A 16,572-nucleotide genomic window follows, 5' to 3' on the forward strand; every position below is an offset into this window, starting at 1 on the left:
GCGCACAGGGCGAGCCGCCCCGGAGCCGCGCGCGTGCCGGGCGGGCCCGGAGTGGCTCGGCCGCGGGCCGGATCGAGGCCGGCCCGCGCGTGTCGGCCGCGGGCCCGGCCCGCCGTCCGAGAGGGGTCAGTCGCGCGCCAGGCCGAAGCGGGCCCGCAGGCCCGTGCGTTCGTCGGTGGCCACCGCGGCGGCGCCGTCGGTCACCGTCTCGTACACGGACAGGATGTCCGCCCCGACCGTCGACCAGTCGAAGCGCCGTACGTGCTCGCTCCCCCGCTCGCGCAGGGCGGCCCGGCGCTCCGGGTCGGCGAGCAGGCGCAGCGCGGCGCGGGCCAGGTCGTCCGCGTCCTCGTTGGCGAACAGCTCGCCCGCCGCGCCCTGGTCGAGGACCTGGGCGAACGCGTCGAGGTCCGCGGCGAGCACGGGCGCCCCGGCGGACATGGCCTCGACCAGGATGATCCCGAAGCTCTCGCCGCCGGTGTTGGGCGCGATGTACAGGTCGACGCTGCGCAGGAAACGGGCCTTGTCCTCGTCGCTGACCATGCCGAGGAACTCCACGCGCGAACGCAGCTCGGCGGGCAGCGACTCCACGGCCTCCTTCTCGTCGCCGCGCCCGGCGACCAGCAGCCGCGTCTGGGGACGCTCGGCCAGGATCGCGGGCAGGGCCTTCATGAGCACCGGGAGGCCCTTGCGGGGCTCGTCGATGCGTCCGACGAAGCCGATGGTGTCGCCCTGCCACTCGGGCTTGGGCTTGGCGCGGGCGAAGAAGTCGACGTCGACGCCGTTCGGGATGACGACGGCGTCACCGCCGAGGTGTTCCACCAGCGTGCGCCGGGCGTACTCGCTCACGGCGATGCGCGCGCTGATCTTCTCCAGGGCGGCCTGGAGGATCGAGTACGCGGCGACCATCGCCCTGGAGCGCGGGTTCGAGGTGTGGAAGGTCGCGACGATCGGCCCCTGGGCCGCCCAGCACGTGAGCAGGCCGAGCGAGGGCGAGGACGGCTCGTGGATGTGGACCACGTCGAAGGTGCCGTCGTGCAGCCAGCGCCGCACCCGGGCCGCCGACAGGAAGCCGAAGTTCAGCCGCGCCACCGAGCCGTTGTACGGGACCGGGACCGCGCGGCCGGCCGAGACGACGTACGGGGGCAGGGGCGTGTCGTCGTCCGCGGGGGCGAGGACGGAGACCTCGTGCCCCAGACCGATGAGGTGTTCGGCCAGGTCGCGGATGTGGAACTGGACGCCGCCCGGGACGTCCCAGGAGTACGGGCAGACGATGCCGATCCTCACGAAGCCCTCTTCTCGGGATCCTGCGCGTCGGACCCCTCGCGGGGAGCCTTCCCTGCGTCGAGGTCCTTGAGCCACAGCCGCTGCAACATGTGCCAGTCCTCCGGGTGCTCGGCGATGCCGTGGGCGAAGGCGTCCGCCAGCGCCTGTGTCATGACAGACGTCTTCTCGGCCCGGCTGCCTGACGCGGGGACCTCGACGGGCGGATGCACCTGGCCGCGCATCACGGGAGAGTCGTCGTACCAGAGCGTGACCGGCAGGAGGAGCGCGCCGGTCTGCTGGGCGAGCAGGGCCGGCCCCGCGGGCATCCGGGTCGTCTCGCCGAAGAACTCCACCTCGACGCCCGAGGCGGACAGGTCCCGTTCGGCGACCAGGCAGATCAGCCCGCCGTCGCGCAGGCGCCGGGCCAGCGTGCCGAACGCGGCGCCCCCGCTGTGCGGCAGGACCTCCATGCCGAGGCCCTCGCGATAGGCGACGAAACGGTCGTACAGCGATTCGGGCTTGAGGCGCTCGGCGACGGTCGTGAACGGCGTCCGGAGCCCGGTGGTGACCCAGGCGCCCGCGAGATCCCAGTTCGCCATGTGCGGAAGGGCCAGGATGACGCCCCGGTCGGAGGCGATCCCCTCGGTGAGGTGGTGGACGTCCTTGGGTTCGAACCCGTTCGTCACCCGCTCCTCGCTCCAGGCGGGAAGCCGGAACGACTCCATCCAGTAGCGCAGGTACGAGCGCATGCCGGCCCGGGAGAGCTCCGCGAGCCGCTGCGGTGTCGCGTCCGGCACCACGCGCGCGTAGTTGCTCTCCAGGCGCTGGACGCCCTTGCCGCGCCGCTTCCACGCGATGTCGGCGATCGTGCGGCCGAGGCCCACGGCGACCGGCTCGGGAAGCTTTTTGACGACGCTCCAGCCCATGGCGTAGGCGCCGTCGACCAGCCTGTCGCGCAGGCTGGTCACGAGGTGGCCTCGGTGTTCTGGGCGGCGACCTCGGCGTCCGCCTCGGCTGCCTCCCGGCGCACGGTGACGACGCGCTGGATCAGCGTGACGAGGCTGCCGACGGCGACGATCCACAGCGCGATGGGCAGCAGCACCTGGATGCCGGGCACACCGAACGTGTGCAGACCCGCCAGACCGGCCGCGACCAGCGAGATCACCAGCCGCTCCGCGCGCTCGACGAGACCGTTGACCGCGACCGGCAGACCGATCGACTCACCGCGCGCCTTGGTGTACGACACCACCTGGCCACTGGCGAGGCAGAAGATCGACACGGCGCACAGGACGTTGTCGTCGCCGTTGCCCGCGTACCAGAGCGCGAAGCCGCCGAAGATCGCGCCGTCGGCGACGCGGTCGAGCGTGGAGTCCAGGAAGGCACCCCAGCGGCTGGAGCGGCCGAGCTGGCGCGCCATGTTCCCGTCGACCAGGTCGGAGAACACGAAGAGCGTGATGACGATCGTTCCCCAGAAGAACTCTCCCCGGGGAAAGAAGACCAGCGCGCCCGCCATGACGCCGGCGGTGCCCAGGAGGGTGACCGTGTCGGGGCTCACCCCCCGGCGGACGAGAAACGCGGCGAACGGTGTGAGGACACGCGTGAAGAATGCACGCGCGTACTTGTTCAGCATGGCCTTCCCGAGGGTCGGTGTCGCCGGGCGGCCCCTGCTGGCCGTCGGCTGGCCCATCGTAGTCACGCGTGCGCTTGTGCGATGGCCGGGCACCCGCCCCCCGTGTCACGACGCGATGCCGCCGGTGTCACGGCGCGATCGCGTCCCTTGTATGGACGCACAGTGACGCGAGTGCAAAGCTCGAAGGACCGCGGGCGTCACCGGAGCCGCCGCACGCGGCCCCGGCATGTCCCGCGCCCACAGAGACCTCACCGTGCACGGGAGGCAAGGCCATGGGCGACAAGGCGAACACACACCCCGGAGCCGCCGGCAGGGCTACGGCGGCCGACCACCCCGCGTCCGTACGGAATGTGGTGCTGGTCGGCCACAGCGGATCGGGCAAGACGACATTGGTGGAGGCTCTCGCGCTGACGGCGGGAGCGGTGAACCGGGCGGGCCGCGTGGAGGACGGCGGCACCGTCTCGGACTACGACGAGATCGAGCACCGGCAGCAGCGTTCGGTGCAGCTCTCCCTGGTGCCCGTCGACTGGGACGGGTTCAAGATCAACCTTCTCGACACCCCCGGATACGCCGACTTCGTCGGCGAACTGAGGGCCGGTCTGCGAGCGGCGGACGCGGCCCTCTTCGTCGTCTCGGCCTCGGACGGGGTGGACGGCTCGACGCGGATGCTGTGGGAGGAGTGCGCGGCCGTCGGGATGCCGCGGGCCATCGTGGTCACCCATCTCGAATCGGCCAGGTCGGACTTCGAGGAGATGACCGCGACCTGCGCCGAGGCGTTCGGCGGGGACGACCCCGACGCCGTACTCCCGCTCTACCTCCCGCTGCACGGCGCCGCCGGGCCGGACGGGCACGCGCCCGTCACCGGCCTGATCGGCCTGCTCACCCAGCAGTTGTTCGACTACTCCTCCGGGGAGCGCAAGGAGGCGGATCCGGGGCCCGAGCAGCAGACGCTCATCGAGACGGCCCGCAACCGGCTGATCGAGGGGATCATCGCCGAGAGCGAGGACGAGACCCTCATGGACCGCTACCTCGGCGGCGAGAAGATCGACCTCAAGACACTCGTGCAGGACCTGGAACGGGCCGTGGCCCGCGGGAGCTTCTTCCCGGTGCTGGCCGCCGCGCCCGCCGCCGACGGAGCCCGGCAGGGCCTCGGCACGGTCGAGCTCCTCGAACTGATCACGGGCGGCTTCCCCACCCCGCTGGAGAGCCCGGCGCCCGCCGTGACCACACCGGACGGCGCGCCCCGCGAGGTGAAGGCCTGCGACCCGGACGGTCCGCTGGTCGCGGAGGTCGTGAAGACCGCGTCCGACCCGTATGTGGGCCGGGTCTCCCTGGTCCGCGTCTTCTCCGGGACCCTCCGCCCCGACGCGACGGTGCACGTCTCGGGGCACGGGCTGACCGACCGCGGGCACGAGGACCACGACGTCGACGAACGGGTCGGCGCCCTGTCCGCGCCGTTCGGCAAACAGCAGCGCGCCCTCACCCACTGCATCGCGGGCGACCTCGCCAGTGTGGCGAAGCTGAGCCGGGCCGAGACCGGGGACACCCTTTCGGCCAAGGACGACCCGCTGCTGATGGAGCCGTGGCAGATGCCCGACCCGCTGCTCCCGCTCGCCATCGAGGCACACAGCAAGGCGGACGAGGACAAGCTCTCCCAGGGCCTCGGCCGACTGGTGGCCGAGGACCCCACGATGCGTCTGGAGCAGAACCAGAACACCCATCAGGTCGTCCTGTGGTGCCTGGGCGAGGCGCACGCGGACGTGGCCCTGGAGCGGCTGCGCAACCGCTACGGCGTGCAGGTCGACGTGGTCCCGCATAAGGTGTCCCTGCGCGAGACGTTCGCCGGACCGGCCACCGGGCGCGGCCGCCACGTCAAACAGTCCGGCGGGCACGGCCAGTTCGCGATCTGCGAGATCGAGGTCGAACCGCTGCCCAACGGCTCGGGCATCGAGTTCGTGGACAAGGTCGTCGGCGGCGCCGTGCCCCGGCAGTTCATCCCCTCGGTCGAGAAGGGGGTGCGCGCCCAGGCGGCCAAGGGCGTGGTCGCCGGCTATCCGCTCATCGACGTACGGGTCACGCTGAGGGACGGCAAGGCGCACTCGGTGGACTCCTCCGACGCCGCGTTCCAGACGGCGGGCGCGCTCGCCCTGCGCGAGGCGGCCCGCGAGGCGACCATCCATCTCCTGGAACCGGTGGCGGAGGTGACCGTCCTGGTCGGCGACGACTACGTGGGCCCGGTGATGAGCGACCTGTCGGGACGGCGCGGCCGGGTGGTCGGCACCGAGCAGGCGGCCGGCGGGCGCACGCTGGTGCGCGCCGAGGTGCCCGAGATCGAGATCGGGCGGTACGCCGTCGATCTGCGGTCCGTCTCGCACGGCACCGCGCGCTTCGACCGCTCCTACGCGCGGCACGAACCCATGCCGCAGCACATCGCCGAACGGCTTCGCGAACAGGAAGCGGGCACCTGAGGACCGGGGTTGCCCCGGGCACTCCCGCGGGGGGGTTTCATCCGTCGGTGGGCGGCTTCGGCCGTCCGCCGACGAATGTCGGCCGCGGCCGATACTCTGAGAACTGATCAAGACGAAGACCTGATCAACAGGTGTGCGGGACACCGAAGTCGGGAAGGCCGCAGGAGCGGGTGCGGCGGCGATGGGGGCGGAAGTGGCGTTCGACGGTTTCGATTTCACTCCCGGGGCGCAGGTGCCGCTCACGGGCTCCGCGGGGCAGACGGCGGCGACGTTCGCCCTGGCCTCGGCCGCGTACCGCGACAGCCCGATGGAGGAGATCCTCAAGGCCGACAACGAATGGCACCAGTCCACGGTGAAGGCCGGCCGGCTCAAGCTGTTCACGCCGAATCTCGGCGAGGCCTTCTCGGGTGCCGTCACGGCCCGCATGCTGGGCAAGGGCCGCGCCCCGCTGATCCAGTCGTTCGGCACCGAGCCGCAGGTCGTCGTCGAGCACTGCCTCGCAGCCACCAACATCCGCCGGGAGCGCGACAATTGGCTCTCCGCCGTCATGGTGCTCTGCGGACTGCTGTTCCTGCCGGGCCTGCTGGTGTGGCTGATGGTCTTTCAGATCCGCACGCAGATCGCCAAGCGCGCGGACAAGCGCGGTTCCGCGCTCGGCACGACGCTCCTGTTCGCGGTCGGCGCGCTGGCCGTCCTCTTCCTCGTCCGCATGCCGTTCACCGGCTTCTGGGCCTGGTACGCGCGTGCCGCGGTGGTCCTGCCGGTCGTGGGCTGGCTGTGGGCGAAGCGGATCTGCGAGCGCACCGCGAGGGATCTGCGGGAGCGCTGGGACAGCCTGCTGTCGGGCGGCGGCATCGGCGCCAAGATTCCCGAGGCGGTTCCCGGCAGCCCCGGTGAGACGGCCGCGGAGCAACTGCGCCAGTCGCTCGCCCGGCTCACCGCGGAGCAGCAGTCCAACTCGGTCTTCTACGCGGGCCCCAAGGGCATACTCGGCATGGGCACCCGCTGGGGGAGCTGGCAGCTCGCCGAGGACCTGGTGGCGCTGGACGAGAAGAAGGAGATCCATCCGTTCCGGAGCTGGGACGTCATCCGCAACATCCACGACCAGTTGCGCATGCTGGAGCGCGGCCCGCTCAACACCGGTGGTTTCCCGGCGCCTTCGATAAAGCACTGGATCGTCACCCCGATCGGCGAGAACGCGAAGGCGGTGTCCCGGCCGGGCGGCACCGACGTGGACGCGTACACGATCAAGTCGCACGCGGTGCAGGACATCTGCAACAAGCAGCAGTTCGGCAGCGGGGACCGGCACTATCTCGGGGTCCAGTGGACGCTCTGGGACGGCCAGTTGATCATCACGATGATGATCACGGTGACCGTGCTGCACCAGACGCTGCGCATCGAGGTGACCGGGCACGCGCTGGGTCCGGTGAACCCGCTGTTCACCAGCAAGCCGGAGGCTCCCACCAAGGAGGTCGCGAAGGCCGTCAAGTTCTGGGAGACCCGCAAGGTGAACCTGCCGCTGGTCACCGCGGACGAGGTCGTGCGGCTCGCGGCGCGGGCACCGCTCACCTGGTATCCGCCGCTGCTGAACTGGATCGGCGGGAGTCTGGCGCTGCCCGAGCCCTTCGGGCTGCGGCACGCCTGGGCCGATCAGCCGTGGCGGCACCGGTTCATGGCGGACGACGCGCTGCGGGCGGCGACGCCGGTGCTCCGCGTGGTGCACACGGCCGCGATCAAGGTCCTCGAGGAGAACGGCGTCGACACGGAGAAGTTCGGCAACCGCTCGTCGTTCCTCAGCACGGCGGTGCAGGATCCCTCACCGCGCAAGGCCGACCTGTACGACGCGTAGCGGCGGGCCGCCGAGCACGGACGGGGCGCCCGGCAGGGGCGCCCCGGACCCGGGCTACGCGGTGGGCCAGGCCTCCGCCAGCATCTTGCGGGTGTCCGCGAGGAGCTGCGGCAGGACCTTGGTGTGCCCGACGACGGGCATGAAATTGGTGTCGCCGCCCCAGCGGGGCACGATGTGCTGGTGCAGATGGGCGGCGATGCCGGCACCCGCGACCGTCCCCTGGTTCATGCCGATGTTGAAGCCGTGGGCGCCTGAGGCGGTGCGCAGGGCGGTCATGGCCTGCTTGGTCAGCTCACCGAGTTCGGCGGTCTCGGGCCCCGTGAGGTCCGTGTAGTCGGCGACGTGCCGGTAGGGCACGACCATCAGGTGCCCGCCGTTGTACGGGTAGAGGTTGAGCACGGCGTACACGTGCTCCCCGCGCCTGACGATCAGCCCGTCCTCGTCGGACTTGGCCGGTATCGAGCAGAACGGACAACCGTCGTCGGCCCCCGGGCCGGTGGGCTTGTTCTCGCCCTGGATGTAAGCCATCCGGTGGGGCGTCCAAAGGCGCTGGAACGCGTCCTGCGTTCCCACTCCGATCTGCTGCTCCGGCTCACTCGTCATGTGTTGCAGCATATTGCTTCGCCCGTTCGCGGCGTGTCGGCGGGTGCCGGGCAAAGGAGCCTGCGGCCAAGCTGTGGCCATGGACGACGACAGCCCGATGACCCGCTGGGAGCGCCGCACGGAGGTACCGCTGGCGATCGGGTCGCTGCTGTTCCTGGCCGGGTACGCGGTGCACGTCCTGGGGCACGGACTTCCCGCGTGGGTGCGCGAGGCCTGCGTCTCGCTGGTCCTGGCCATCTGGGCGGTGTTCCTCGTCGACTACCTGGTGCGCTGGCGGCTGAGCGGGCAGGGCCGCAGGTTCGTCCGGCGGCACCTGCTGGACACCGTGGTGCTCGTCCTGCCGCTGCTGCGGCCGCTGCGGGTCGTCAAGCTCTACGACTCGGTGCTGCGGCGCCGCGGGGAGCCCCGGCTCCCGCTGTACTCACGGGTGATCTTCTACGCGAGCATCTCGGTCCTGCTGCTCGGCTTCTCGGGTGCCCTCGCCGTCTACCAGGCCGAGTACCGGGCGCCGAACGCGACGATCGTCACCTTCGGCGACTCGGTGTGGTGGGCCGCCTCCACGCTCGCGACCGTCGGGTACGGGGATGTGACGCCGGTGACGCCCCGAGGGCGGACGATCGCCGTCGCCATGATGGCGTGCGGTCTCGGGCTGCTCGGCGCGGTGACGGGGTCGTTCTCCTCGTGGCTGCTGCAGCGGTTCTCGCGCGAGGGCGACGAGAAGCCCCCGGGAAGCTAGCTTCCCGGGGGCTGGGGTCTCGGCCGAGCCGCGGCGACCTGATCCGTCCGGATCAGATCTGGGCGCGCTCCTCGACGACCTTCGCGATCTTGGCGATGGCCTCGGCGAGCGGGATGCCGTTCTCCTGGGAGCCGTCGCGGTAGCGGAAGGAGACGGCGCCGGCCGCCATGTCCTCGTCGCCCGCGATGACCATGAAGGGCACCTTCTGCTTCTGGGCGTTGCGGATCTTCTTCTGCATCCGGTCCGAGGACGCGTCGACCTCGACGCGCAGGCCCTGCTTCTTGGCCTCGGCGGCGAACTTCTGGAGGTACTCCACGTGCGCGTCGCCGATCGGGATGCCGATCGCCTGGACGGGCGCCAGCCACGCCGGGAACGCGCCCGCGTAGTGCTCCAGCAGCACGGCGAAGAAGCGCTCGATGGAGCCGAAGAGCGCGCGGTGGATCATGACCGGGCGCTGCTTGGAGCCGTCGGGGCCGGTGTACTCCAGGTCGAAGCGCTCGGGCAGGTTGAAGTCGAGCTGCACGGTCGACATCTGCCAGGTGCGGCCGATGGCGTCCTTGGCCTGCACGGAGATCTTCGGGCCGTAGAAGGCGGCGCCGCCCGGGTCCGGGACCAGCGGGAGACCCTGCTTCTCGGCGACCTGGCGCAGCGTCTCGGTGGCCTCTTCCCAGATCTCGTCCGAGCCGACGAACTTCTCCGGGTCCTTGGTGGACAGCTCCAGGTAGAAGTCGGTGAGGCCGTAGTCGCGCAGGAGGTTCAGGACGAAGGTGAGCGTCTTGTCGAGCTCGTCCGCCATCTGCTCCTTGGTGCAGTAGATGTGCGCGTCGTCCTGCGTGAAGCCCCGGGCACGGGTCAGGCCGTGCACGACGCCCGACTTCTCGTACCGGTACACGGTGCCGAACTCGAACAGGCGCAGCGGCAGTTCACGGTACGAGCGGCCGCGCGCGTCGAAGATCAGGTTGTGCATCGGGCAGTTCATGGGCTTGAGGTAGTAGTCCACGCCCTCGTCGAGCTGCATGGGCGGGTACATGCCGTCGGCGTACCAGTCCAGGTGGCCCGAGGTCTCGAAGAGCTTCCCCTTGGTGGCGTGCGGGGTGTAGACGAACTCGTAGCCCTCCTCCTCGTGCCGGCGGCGCGAGTAGTCCTCCATGACCCGGCGGATGATGCCGCCCTTGGGGTGGAAGACGGCGAGGCCGGAGCCGATCTGGTCCGGGATGGAGAACAGGTCCAGCTCGTTGCCCAGCTTGCGGTGGTCGCGCTTCTCGGCCTCGGCGAGGAAGTCCAGGTGCGCCTTCAGCTCCTCCTTGGAGGGCCAGGCGGTGCCGTAGATGCGCTGGAGCATCGGGTTCTTCTCGCTGCCGCGCCAGTACGCGGCGGCGTTGCGCATCAGCTTGAACGCCGGGATGTTGCGGGTGGTGGGCAGGTGGGGACCGCGGCAGAGGTCCTTCCAGCACAGCTCGCCGGTCTTGGCGTCGAGGTTGTCGTAGATCGTCAGCTCGCCGCCGCCCACCTCGACGTCCGCGCCGTCGTCCGAGGACGCGGAGCCCTTGATGCCGATGAGTTCCAGCTTGTACGGCTCGGCCGCGAGCTCCTCGCGGGCGTCCTCGTCGGTGACGACGCGGCGGGAGAAGCGCTGGCCGCGCCGCTGGATCTCCTGCATCTTCTTCTCGACGGCCTTGAGGTCCTCGGGCGTGAAGGGCCTCTCCACGTCGAAGTCGTAGTAGAAGCCGTCCTTGACCGGCGGGCCGATGCCCAGCTTGGCCTCGGGGAAGAGCTCCTGCACGGCCTGGGCCATGACGTGCGCGGTGGAGTGGCGCAGGATGTTCAGGCCGTCCTCGGAGGAGATCTCGACCGGCTCGACCTCCTCGCCGTCCCGCACCTCGTACGCGAGGTCCTTCAGCTCGCCCGCGACCCGGGCCGCGACGACGGTGCGCTCGCCGGCGAAGAGCTCGGCGGCCGTAGTGCCCGTCGTCACCACACGTTCTTCCCGCTCGGAATCGCGTTGGATGATCACACGGACGTCTGACACCGGTCTCTCCTGACTGAAGGGGTCCACACCACATACGGGATGGCATGGCAATGCCCCGAATCCTACCGAGCCCGGGGTCCCCTCCGCGAAACGGTTGTGGACAGGGCGTCCCGGGCCGCCCCGGACGCGGGCCTCAGTCCTCGGTGCAGGCCTCCTCGAAGAAGTCCAGATTCTCCTGGAGCGACTTCATCAGCCGGTCCCGTTCGGCCTCGTCCACCTGGACGGGTACGACGCCGGTGGCGTCCGTGAGCCTGCGGAAGCCGCCCCGGCTCTCCAGCCGGCCGTGGACCCGTACGGGCAGCCCGACCAGGTGGGCCTGGCCCGCTATCCGGTACGCCTCCTCGTCGAGGGTCATCCGCACATGCGGGACCTCGGCGCCGGCGATGACCCGCAGCCGTACCGTGCCGGCCCCGCGCGCACCCGACCTGCGCATCCGGACCACGGCACCGGTGAGCCGTACCGGCACGGACGGCTCCTCGCGCAGATAGCGGGCCCCGGCCTCGCGCAGGACGGGCAGGTCGCCGGGCGAGAACTCGACGGGCTCGGCGGGGTTCGCGCCGCCCTCGGGGACGCCCGCGGCGGGTGACCACTCGACGGTGATGCGGGCGCCCTCGGTGCCCCGGACGAGGGCCACCAGGGCTTCCATCAGTTCATGGCTGACGCCCGCCTCGACGGCGGCGTCGAAGGCGTCCATGCCGCCGGTGGCCCGCTGATAGTCGATGGCCTCGCGGGCCGCGCACAGCGCCTCGTGCAGCCGTACGGCGAGCGGCCGGCCGGAGGTGACGGGAACGAAGGCGGTGAGGCCCCGCCCGCCCGGTTCCGCGCCGACCAGGACGTTCTCCAGGGAGGCGGTGGCCGCCCTGCGGTGGCGGGCGCCGTAGTAGCCGGCACGCGCGCGTGCCGCGAGCGCCCCGGCGAGCAGCATCTGGCGGGCGGCGCCGCGGGTCTGTTCCTCGACCGTCCAGGGCGCCGCGCCCACGGGACCGGTCGGCACGTCCCGCCACCAGCGGATCTCGTCGCTGGGCACGGCGAGGGCGACGAGCACGTCCCGCGCGGCCGGGGAGCCGTTGCGGGAGAGGGCGACGAGGGCCTCGCCGAGGAGGTCGTCGCTGTCGGGGAAGGCCCGGTTCTCCGGCACCAGCAGGCTGGTGCCGCCGCCCCCGGGCCCCGGTGGGGTCCACCTGCCGTACCGCCCGGCCGCTCCCCCGCGGCGCTGCCAGCCGTGCCGCCGCAGCAGCGCGCCGAGCACGGCCGGGTCCACCTGGTCGGGAGCCGGCGGATCGTTCCAGAAGGCTTCGGCGGGGTGGGGCCTGACCGGCCGGAGCGCCTCGTCGATGGGGCGGTGTGTCATGGTCTGCCTCCCGTCCCGACCCGCGTCATGATCTCGCACAGGGCGCGGTCGTCGAAGATCCGGGCCGTCGGGATGCGGACGGTGGTCCGGCGCCGGCCCGTGATGGCGTGTCCGGCGAGGTTGATCCAGTAGCAGCAGTGCCGCAGGTCGAGCCGGTCGTGGCTGGCACGCAGCCAGTCGTCCTGGGATCTGGGCACGAGCATCACGACCAGGATCTTGTGCACCGAGACCGGGGTGCGCGCGAGCTTCGCCAGGTGCTCGTTGTCGAGCGTGAAGGAGAAGGCGGGCCCCGGGGGGTTGGGCGGGATCTGGTACGTGCACTTGAGCTGCACCTTGATGGTGACTTCGTCGTCGACCGTGTGCCCGGGGGCGCTGTGGCTGACGTGCCAGTCGATGCCGTTGTCGGGAAACGGCTGGGACAGTGAACAGCCCGCGGCCGCCGCGACGGCGTGCAAGTAGCCCACCTGCAAGGTCTCCATGCAGGCGGTGGTGGCGAGTGAGCCGCGATGGGGTGCCGTCCGCTGGGGCAGCAGCCCGCCCCGTTCGGGCTGCGCGAGTGCCATGAGTCCAACAGCCTTCCAGGCTTGATGTATCCCCGCGACGGGTCGCTGAACTGCAAAGACCCGTACCTCTGTTGTCTCCTTCCGGCGTACGGCGCAAACGGGCCGGGTATCACCAAACGGGCAGAAGACGGTACGTCAGCTGCCGTGGGTGAACGAGGAGTTGTGTACGTATGACGTGCTGGTACGAGGGCCCTTTGGCCGCGTTCGACACGGAGACCACGGGCGTGGACGTCGAGACCGACAGGATCGTGTCGGCCGCCGTCGTCGTCCAGGACGCCCCGGGTGCCCGTCCGCGGGTGACCCGATGGCTGGTGAACCCTGGAGTGCCGGTGCCCGCGGGGGCGACGGCGGTGCACGGGCTCACGGACGAACATCTGCAGCGCAACGGCCGCTGGCCGTCGCCCGTCATGGAGGAGATAGCAAGGGAGCTGAGTGAACAGGCCGCGGCCGGCCGGCCGCTGGTGGTGATGAACGCCCCGTTCGATCTGACGCTGCTGGACCGGGAGTTGCGCAGGCATCGGGCCTCGTCCCTCGACCGCTGGTTCGAGTCGACGTCGCTGCGCGTGCTCGACCCGCGCGTCCTCGACAAGCATCTCGACCGCTACCGCAAGGGCCGCCGCACCTTGACGGATCTGTGCGCGCACTACGAGGTGCCGCTGGAGGGCGCGCACGACGCGGCGGCCGACGCACTGGCCTCGATGGAGGTCGTCCGTGCGGTGGGGCGCCGTTTCTCGGCCCGTCTCGAGCGGCTGTCGCCGTCCGAGCTGCACACGCTCCAGGCGGTGTGGCACGCGGCGCAGGCGCGCGGGCTGCAGGCCTGGTTCGCGCGCAGCGGTTCACCGGAGGCGGTGGATCCGGCGTGGCCGCTGCGCCCGGACCTGGCAGCGGCGGCCTGACCGGGCACGGTCCGAACGGACATGACCCGACCGGGCGCGTCGGCGTCCGCACAACGAAAAACCGGTCCGTCGATGACGGACCGGTCTTCTCCGGGTGGGCGATACTGGGTTCGAACCAGTGACCTCTTCGGTGTGAACGAAGCGCTCTCCCACTGAGCTAATCGCCCGGGAACGGACTGAACAATACAGGTCCCGGCGGGTGCGGTTCAAACCGTTGTGAGGTGGGACCTCAGTCCGCGCTCGCCCGCGCGCATCATCAGGGCGTGGTTGGCGCGGAAGAAGGGGCGTCCCGGCACGGCGAGCCGCCGCAGCAGGGGCGTGGTGACGTGCACTTCCTGGTCGTACCGGGCGCGGGTTCCCGGGCCGGCCGCGTCGAAGCTCCAGCGTGCCCAGCCGTCGAGATCACCCGACATGCCGATCTCCAGGACGCCCTCCGCCGGGTCCCGGCGGGCCGCGTGCGCGGTGATGGTGATGTCGTACGGCAGGACCGAGCGGATACGGATGACGCCGCTGTGCTCGTCGACGGGGGTCACCTCGCGCACCTGGGGCCACCAGAGCGGGTAGGTCTCGGCCTGTTCGAGGACCGCGTACACGTCCGGCGGCGGCGCGGGCAGCTCCCACACGGTGTGGAAGCGGTAGTGGGTCCAGTCCATGGCCCGAGTGTCCCCCGGCGGCGCGGGTGCCGGAAGTACCGGCCTCGTGCGTCCGCGGATCTGAGTACGGCGTGAGTACGCGCGCTCATGCCGCCCGGCGTGACCCGGACCACACTCTCGAACCATGACCCAGTTCCCGTCCCCGGCCGACGAGTTGCGGCTCCTGGACACCGAGTTGCGGCAACTCGACGCGCGCCGCGCCGTGTTGCTGACCCGCCGCGCCTGGCTGGTCCACGCGCTCCAGGCGGCGCCCGTACGAACCGCTTCGCCGGTGCCCGGTGCCCGGCGGCCCGAGACCACCGCGCCCGGAGTACAGAACGTGCTCCTGCTCCTCGGCGGCGTCCTGCTGGCGGTCGCCGCCGTCGCGTTCACCCTGGTCGGCTGGGGCCACCTGGGGATCACGGGCCGCTCCCTCGTGCTCGGCGCGGTGACGCTGGCCGCGCTCGGCGCTCCCGTGCCCCTGCTGCGGCGCGGACTGCGCTCGACGGCCGAGGCGCTCGCGGGCACCGGTCTCGTCCTGACCGTCCTGGACGCGTACGCCCTGTACGCGGTGGCGCTCCCCGGCACGGACGGTGTCGGGTACACGGCGCTCGCCTCGGCGGTGCTGGCCGTGGTGTGGGCCGCGTACGGCCTCGCGCTCGGCGCGCCGCTCCGGACGGCCGGCCCCGCCGCGCGTCCCTCGCTGCGGCTGCCGCTGCCCGCCGCGGTGGTCGCCGCGCAGTCGCCGCTGCTGCTGTGGGCGGTGGCCGCCTCCGCCGGTGCGTACGCGATCACGGCCGCGCTGCTGGTCACGGCGGCGCTCGACACGGTGCTCGCCCTGCGTGTGCCCCTGCGTTCCGTCCGTGCCGTGGCCGCCGTCGGGGCCTACGGCCTGGGCGGCTGGGGCACGTTCGCGGCCGGCTGGCTGTCCTGGACGTCCGCCGGTCCGAGCGCCGCCGCCCGTGCGGCGGCGCTCCTCCTCCTCGCCGCCTCGATCGCGCTGACGGCGGCGTGGGGCGCCCCGAAGCCGGGCCTCGGCACGCACACCGCGACGGGCATCGCGACGGCCGGGGGTCTGACCGGCGTGGTCGCGTTCGGCGGGCTGCTGCGCACGTCCCTGCCGGACGAGTGGACGGTCCCCGGTCATCTGGCCTGCGCCGTCGCCCTCCTCGCCGTCGCCGGAGCGGGCCTTCCCGCGCCGGTGCGCCGCGGGATCGCGCTGGCCTCCGGCTGCGTGGGGGCACTCGCCGTGGCCTGGGCCCTGCCCGTCGTGGCGATCACCCTGCTGGGCCCGGCCGGCCGGGCCGGCTCCGCCTGGTCCGGTGCTCCCGCCGACGCGCGGGACGCGGTGACGTACGGCCTGCCCTGGCCCGCCGACGCGGTCACGGCGCCGCTCGTGCTCGCGCTCGTCGCCGCGGTCCTGGCGGTGGCCGTCCGCGCCGCCGCCTGGCGTCCGTACGCCCTGGCCGGTGCGCTGACCCTGGCGTGGGCGACGGTGTTCGTGCTCCCTGCGACCCTCGAACTCCCCTACGCGGCCGCGCTGTCCGTCCACGGACTCATCACGGCGGGCCTGCTCGGGTACGCCCGCCGGACCGGCCCCCGGCTGACGGCGCTCGTGCTCGCCCTGATCACCTCCCTCGGTCTCGCCTTCCTCGCGCTGGCCTCCGAGACCGCGACCCTGACGGTGCTCGCCGCGCTGACCGCGCTGTTCGCGGCGGCGGCCCCGCGACCCGGCCTCGCCCCGGTGGCGGCGCCCGCAGCGCTCGGGTACGCGACAGCGCTCGCCTGCGCGGCCGGCGCCTCCCTCGGCCTCCAGCCCCAGCACACGGCCCTGCTCGTACTGGCCGTGCCCGTGGCCGCCGCGCTGCTCGCCGCGCGCACCGAGGACGTGCCGACGACCGTGTCGATCGAGATCACCGGTGCCCTCGCCGGGCTGCTCGCCATCGCGCTCGCGGTGGCCGAACCCGCCCTGCTGGCCACGATTCTGGCCCTGTGCGGACTGATCGCCGCGGGCACGGCCGTACGGAAGGACCGGCGCTCCGTCGGACACGCGGCGGCCGTGCTGTTCGTGCTGGCCTCCTGGGTGCGGCTCGCGTCCTGGGGCGTCGGCTCCCCGGAGGCGTACACCCTGCCGGTGACGGTTCCGGCCCTGTTCCTGGGCGCGTTCAGGCGCCGCTCGGACAGCTCGGTGTCGTCGTGGACGGCGTACGCGCCGGGTCTGTCCGTGACCCTCGTGCCGAGCCTGTTCGCGGCCTGGGGCGACGGCCAGTGGCAGCGTCCGCTGCTGCTGGGCGCGGCGGCGCTCGCCGTCACCCTGCTGGGTGCCCGGCACCGGCTCCAGGCCCCGCTGGTGCTGGGCGGCGCGGTGCTCGTCCTGGACGCCCTGCACGAACTCGCCCCGTACATCGTGCAGGTGGTGGACGCGCTTCCGCGCTGGACGCCTCCCGCACTCGCCGGCCTGCTGCTGCTCGGGCTCGGCGCCACCTACGAGCAGCGGATCCGTGACGCGCGGCGGGTGCGGGAGGTGCTGGGGCGGATGGACTAGAGGC

The 16,572-nt window shown here is 72.1% G+C and carries 13 protein-coding genes and 1 tRNA gene; 5 read left to right on the top strand and 9 right to left on the bottom strand.

All coding sequences use genetic code 11. The features are described 5' to 3' along the window. Positions 1-126 precede the first annotated feature (126 nt). The 3 genes from ACFRIC_RS23620 to pgsA are packed head-to-tail and all read right to left on the bottom strand — an operon-like array spanning position 127 to position 2,953. Positions 127-1,287: a glycosyltransferase family 4 protein gene (locus ACFRIC_RS23620; RefSeq protein ID WP_382788876.1), complete on the bottom strand. Its 1,161-nt coding sequence runs from the start codon at positions 1,285-1,287 to the stop codon at positions 127-129. Beyond that, positions 1,284-2,234, bottom strand: coding sequence for a phosphatidylinositol mannoside acyltransferase (locus tag ACFRIC_RS23625; protein WP_382788879.1), 951 nt, complete (start codon positions 2,232-2,234; stop codon positions 1,284-1,286). Before ACFRIC_RS23625 ends, ACFRIC_RS23620 begins: the two co-directional genes overlap by 4 nt. Beyond that, a complete protein-coding gene (gene pgsA / locus ACFRIC_RS23630) occupies positions 2,231-2,953 on the bottom strand; it encodes a phosphatidylinositol phosphate synthase (RefSeq protein WP_382789580.1) in 723 nt (240 codons plus the stop codon). Before pgsA ends, ACFRIC_RS23625 begins: the two co-directional genes overlap by 4 nt. 215 nt (positions 2,954-3,168) lie before the next feature. Between pgsA and ACFRIC_RS23635 the strand changes: the two genes are divergently transcribed. Both ACFRIC_RS23635 and ACFRIC_RS23640 read left to right on the top strand, forming a co-directional pair. After that, entirely contained in the window at positions 3,169-5,364 is a 2,196-nt protein-coding gene (locus ACFRIC_RS23635) for an elongation factor G-like protein EF-G2 (protein ID WP_382788882.1), read from the top strand. A 181-nt stretch (positions 5,365-5,545) separates the two neighbouring features. Continuing rightward, a complete protein-coding gene (locus tag ACFRIC_RS23640) occupies positions 5,546-7,213 on the top strand; it encodes a hypothetical protein (RefSeq protein ID WP_382788885.1) in 1,668 nt (555 codons plus the stop codon). A gap of 54 nt (positions 7,214-7,267) precedes the next feature. Here ACFRIC_RS23640 and ACFRIC_RS23645 read toward each other — a convergent pair whose 3' ends face one another. After that, positions 7,268-7,828 (bottom strand): HIT domain-containing protein, encoded by a 561-nt coding sequence (locus tag ACFRIC_RS23645; protein WP_103547824.1) that lies wholly within the window; start codon positions 7,826-7,828, stop codon positions 7,268-7,270. Between the two features lie 67 nt (positions 7,829-7,895). On the opposite strand from ACFRIC_RS23645, the gene ACFRIC_RS23650 reads away from it, so the two are divergent. Continuing rightward, the gene (locus ACFRIC_RS23650) at positions 7,896-8,552 is read left to right on the top strand and encodes a potassium channel family protein (RefSeq protein WP_382788889.1); all 657 of its coding nucleotides are present in this window, start codon (positions 7,896-7,898) and stop codon (positions 8,550-8,552) included. Between the two features lie 52 nt (positions 8,553-8,604). Here the strand turns inward: ACFRIC_RS23650 and thrS are convergent, their stop codons facing one another. The 3 genes from thrS to ACFRIC_RS23665 all read right to left on the bottom strand — a co-directional run bounded on the left by thrS (position 8,605) and on the right by ACFRIC_RS23665 (position 12,495). Next, the gene (thrS, locus tag ACFRIC_RS23655; RefSeq protein WP_382788892.1) at positions 8,605-10,581 is read right to left on the bottom strand and encodes a threonine--tRNA ligase; all 1,977 of its coding nucleotides are present in this window, start codon (positions 10,579-10,581) and stop codon (positions 8,605-8,607) included. 133 nt (positions 10,582-10,714) lie between these two features. Then, positions 10,715-11,932 (bottom strand): hypothetical protein, encoded by a 1,218-nt coding sequence (locus ACFRIC_RS23660; protein WP_382788895.1) that lies wholly within the window; start codon positions 11,930-11,932, stop codon positions 10,715-10,717. Then, the gene (locus tag ACFRIC_RS23665; RefSeq protein WP_037621207.1) at positions 11,929-12,495 is read right to left on the bottom strand and encodes a DUF4365 domain-containing protein; all 567 of its coding nucleotides are present in this window, start codon (positions 12,493-12,495) and stop codon (positions 11,929-11,931) included. Before ACFRIC_RS23665 ends, ACFRIC_RS23660 begins: the two co-directional genes overlap by 4 nt. A gap of 170 nt (positions 12,496-12,665) precedes the next feature. On the opposite strand from ACFRIC_RS23665, the gene ACFRIC_RS23670 reads away from it, so the two are divergent. Next, positions 12,666-13,391: a 3'-5' exonuclease gene (locus tag ACFRIC_RS23670; protein ID WP_382788898.1), complete on the top strand. Its 726-nt coding sequence runs from the start codon at positions 12,666-12,668 to the stop codon at positions 13,389-13,391. A gap of 95 nt (positions 13,392-13,486) precedes the next feature. On the opposite strand, the gene ACFRIC_RS23675 is transcribed toward ACFRIC_RS23670, so the two are convergent. After that, a tRNA-Val gene (locus ACFRIC_RS23675) sits at positions 13,487-13,558 on the bottom strand. 39 nt (positions 13,559-13,597) lie between these two features. Further along, entirely contained in the window at positions 13,598-14,044 is a 447-nt protein-coding gene (locus ACFRIC_RS23680) for an SRPBCC family protein (protein WP_382788901.1), read from the bottom strand. A gap of 124 nt (positions 14,045-14,168) precedes the next feature. Here ACFRIC_RS23680 and ACFRIC_RS23685 point away from each other — a divergent pair, with 124 nt between their 5' ends. Further along, on the top strand, positions 14,169-16,568 hold the full coding sequence (locus ACFRIC_RS23685) for an SCO7613 C-terminal domain-containing membrane protein (protein ID WP_382788904.1): 2,400 nt from the start codon (positions 14,169-14,171) through the stop codon (positions 16,566-16,568). The last annotated feature ends 4 nt before the right edge of the window (positions 16,569-16,572 follow it).

The organism is Streptomyces sp. NPDC056738, from assembly GCF_042790435.1.
Classification (GTDB): domain Bacteria; phylum Actinomycetota; class Actinomycetes; order Streptomycetales; family Streptomycetaceae; genus Streptomyces.

Excerpts from the sequence above, each read along its gene's own strand:
- ACFRIC_RS23670 (WP_382788898.1), top strand. The coding sequence starts at position 12,666 with ATGACGTGCTGGTACGAGGGCCCTTTGGCCGCGTTCGACACGGAGACC.
- ACFRIC_RS23650 (WP_382788889.1), top strand. The coding sequence starts at position 7,896 with ATGGACGACGACAGCCCGATGACCCGCTGGGAGCGCCGCACGGAGGTA.
- ACFRIC_RS23665 (WP_037621207.1), bottom strand. The coding sequence starts at position 12,495 with ATGGCACTCGCGCAGCCCGAACGGGGCGGGCTGCTGCCCCAGCGGACG.
- ACFRIC_RS23660 (WP_382788895.1), bottom strand. The coding sequence starts at position 11,932 with ATGACACACCGCCCCATCGACGAGGCGCTCCGGCCGGTCAGGCCCCAC.
- pgsA (WP_382789580.1), bottom strand. The coding sequence starts at position 2,953 with ATGGGCCAGCCGACGGCCAGCAGGGGCCGCCCGGCGACACCGACCCTC.
- ACFRIC_RS23685 (WP_382788904.1), top strand. The coding sequence starts at position 14,169 with ATGACCCAGTTCCCGTCCCCGGCCGACGAGTTGCGGCTCCTGGACACC.
- ACFRIC_RS23640 (WP_382788885.1), top strand. The coding sequence starts at position 5,546 with ATGGGGGCGGAAGTGGCGTTCGACGGTTTCGATTTCACTCCCGGGGCG.
- ACFRIC_RS23635 (WP_382788882.1), top strand. The coding sequence starts at position 3,169 with ATGGGCGACAAGGCGAACACACACCCCGGAGCCGCCGGCAGGGCTACG.
- ACFRIC_RS23680 (WP_382788901.1), bottom strand. The coding sequence starts at position 14,044 with ATGGACTGGACCCACTACCGCTTCCACACCGTGTGGGAGCTGCCCGCG.
- ACFRIC_RS23645 (WP_103547824.1), bottom strand. The coding sequence starts at position 7,828 with ATGCTGCAACACATGACGAGTGAGCCGGAGCAGCAGATCGGAGTGGGA.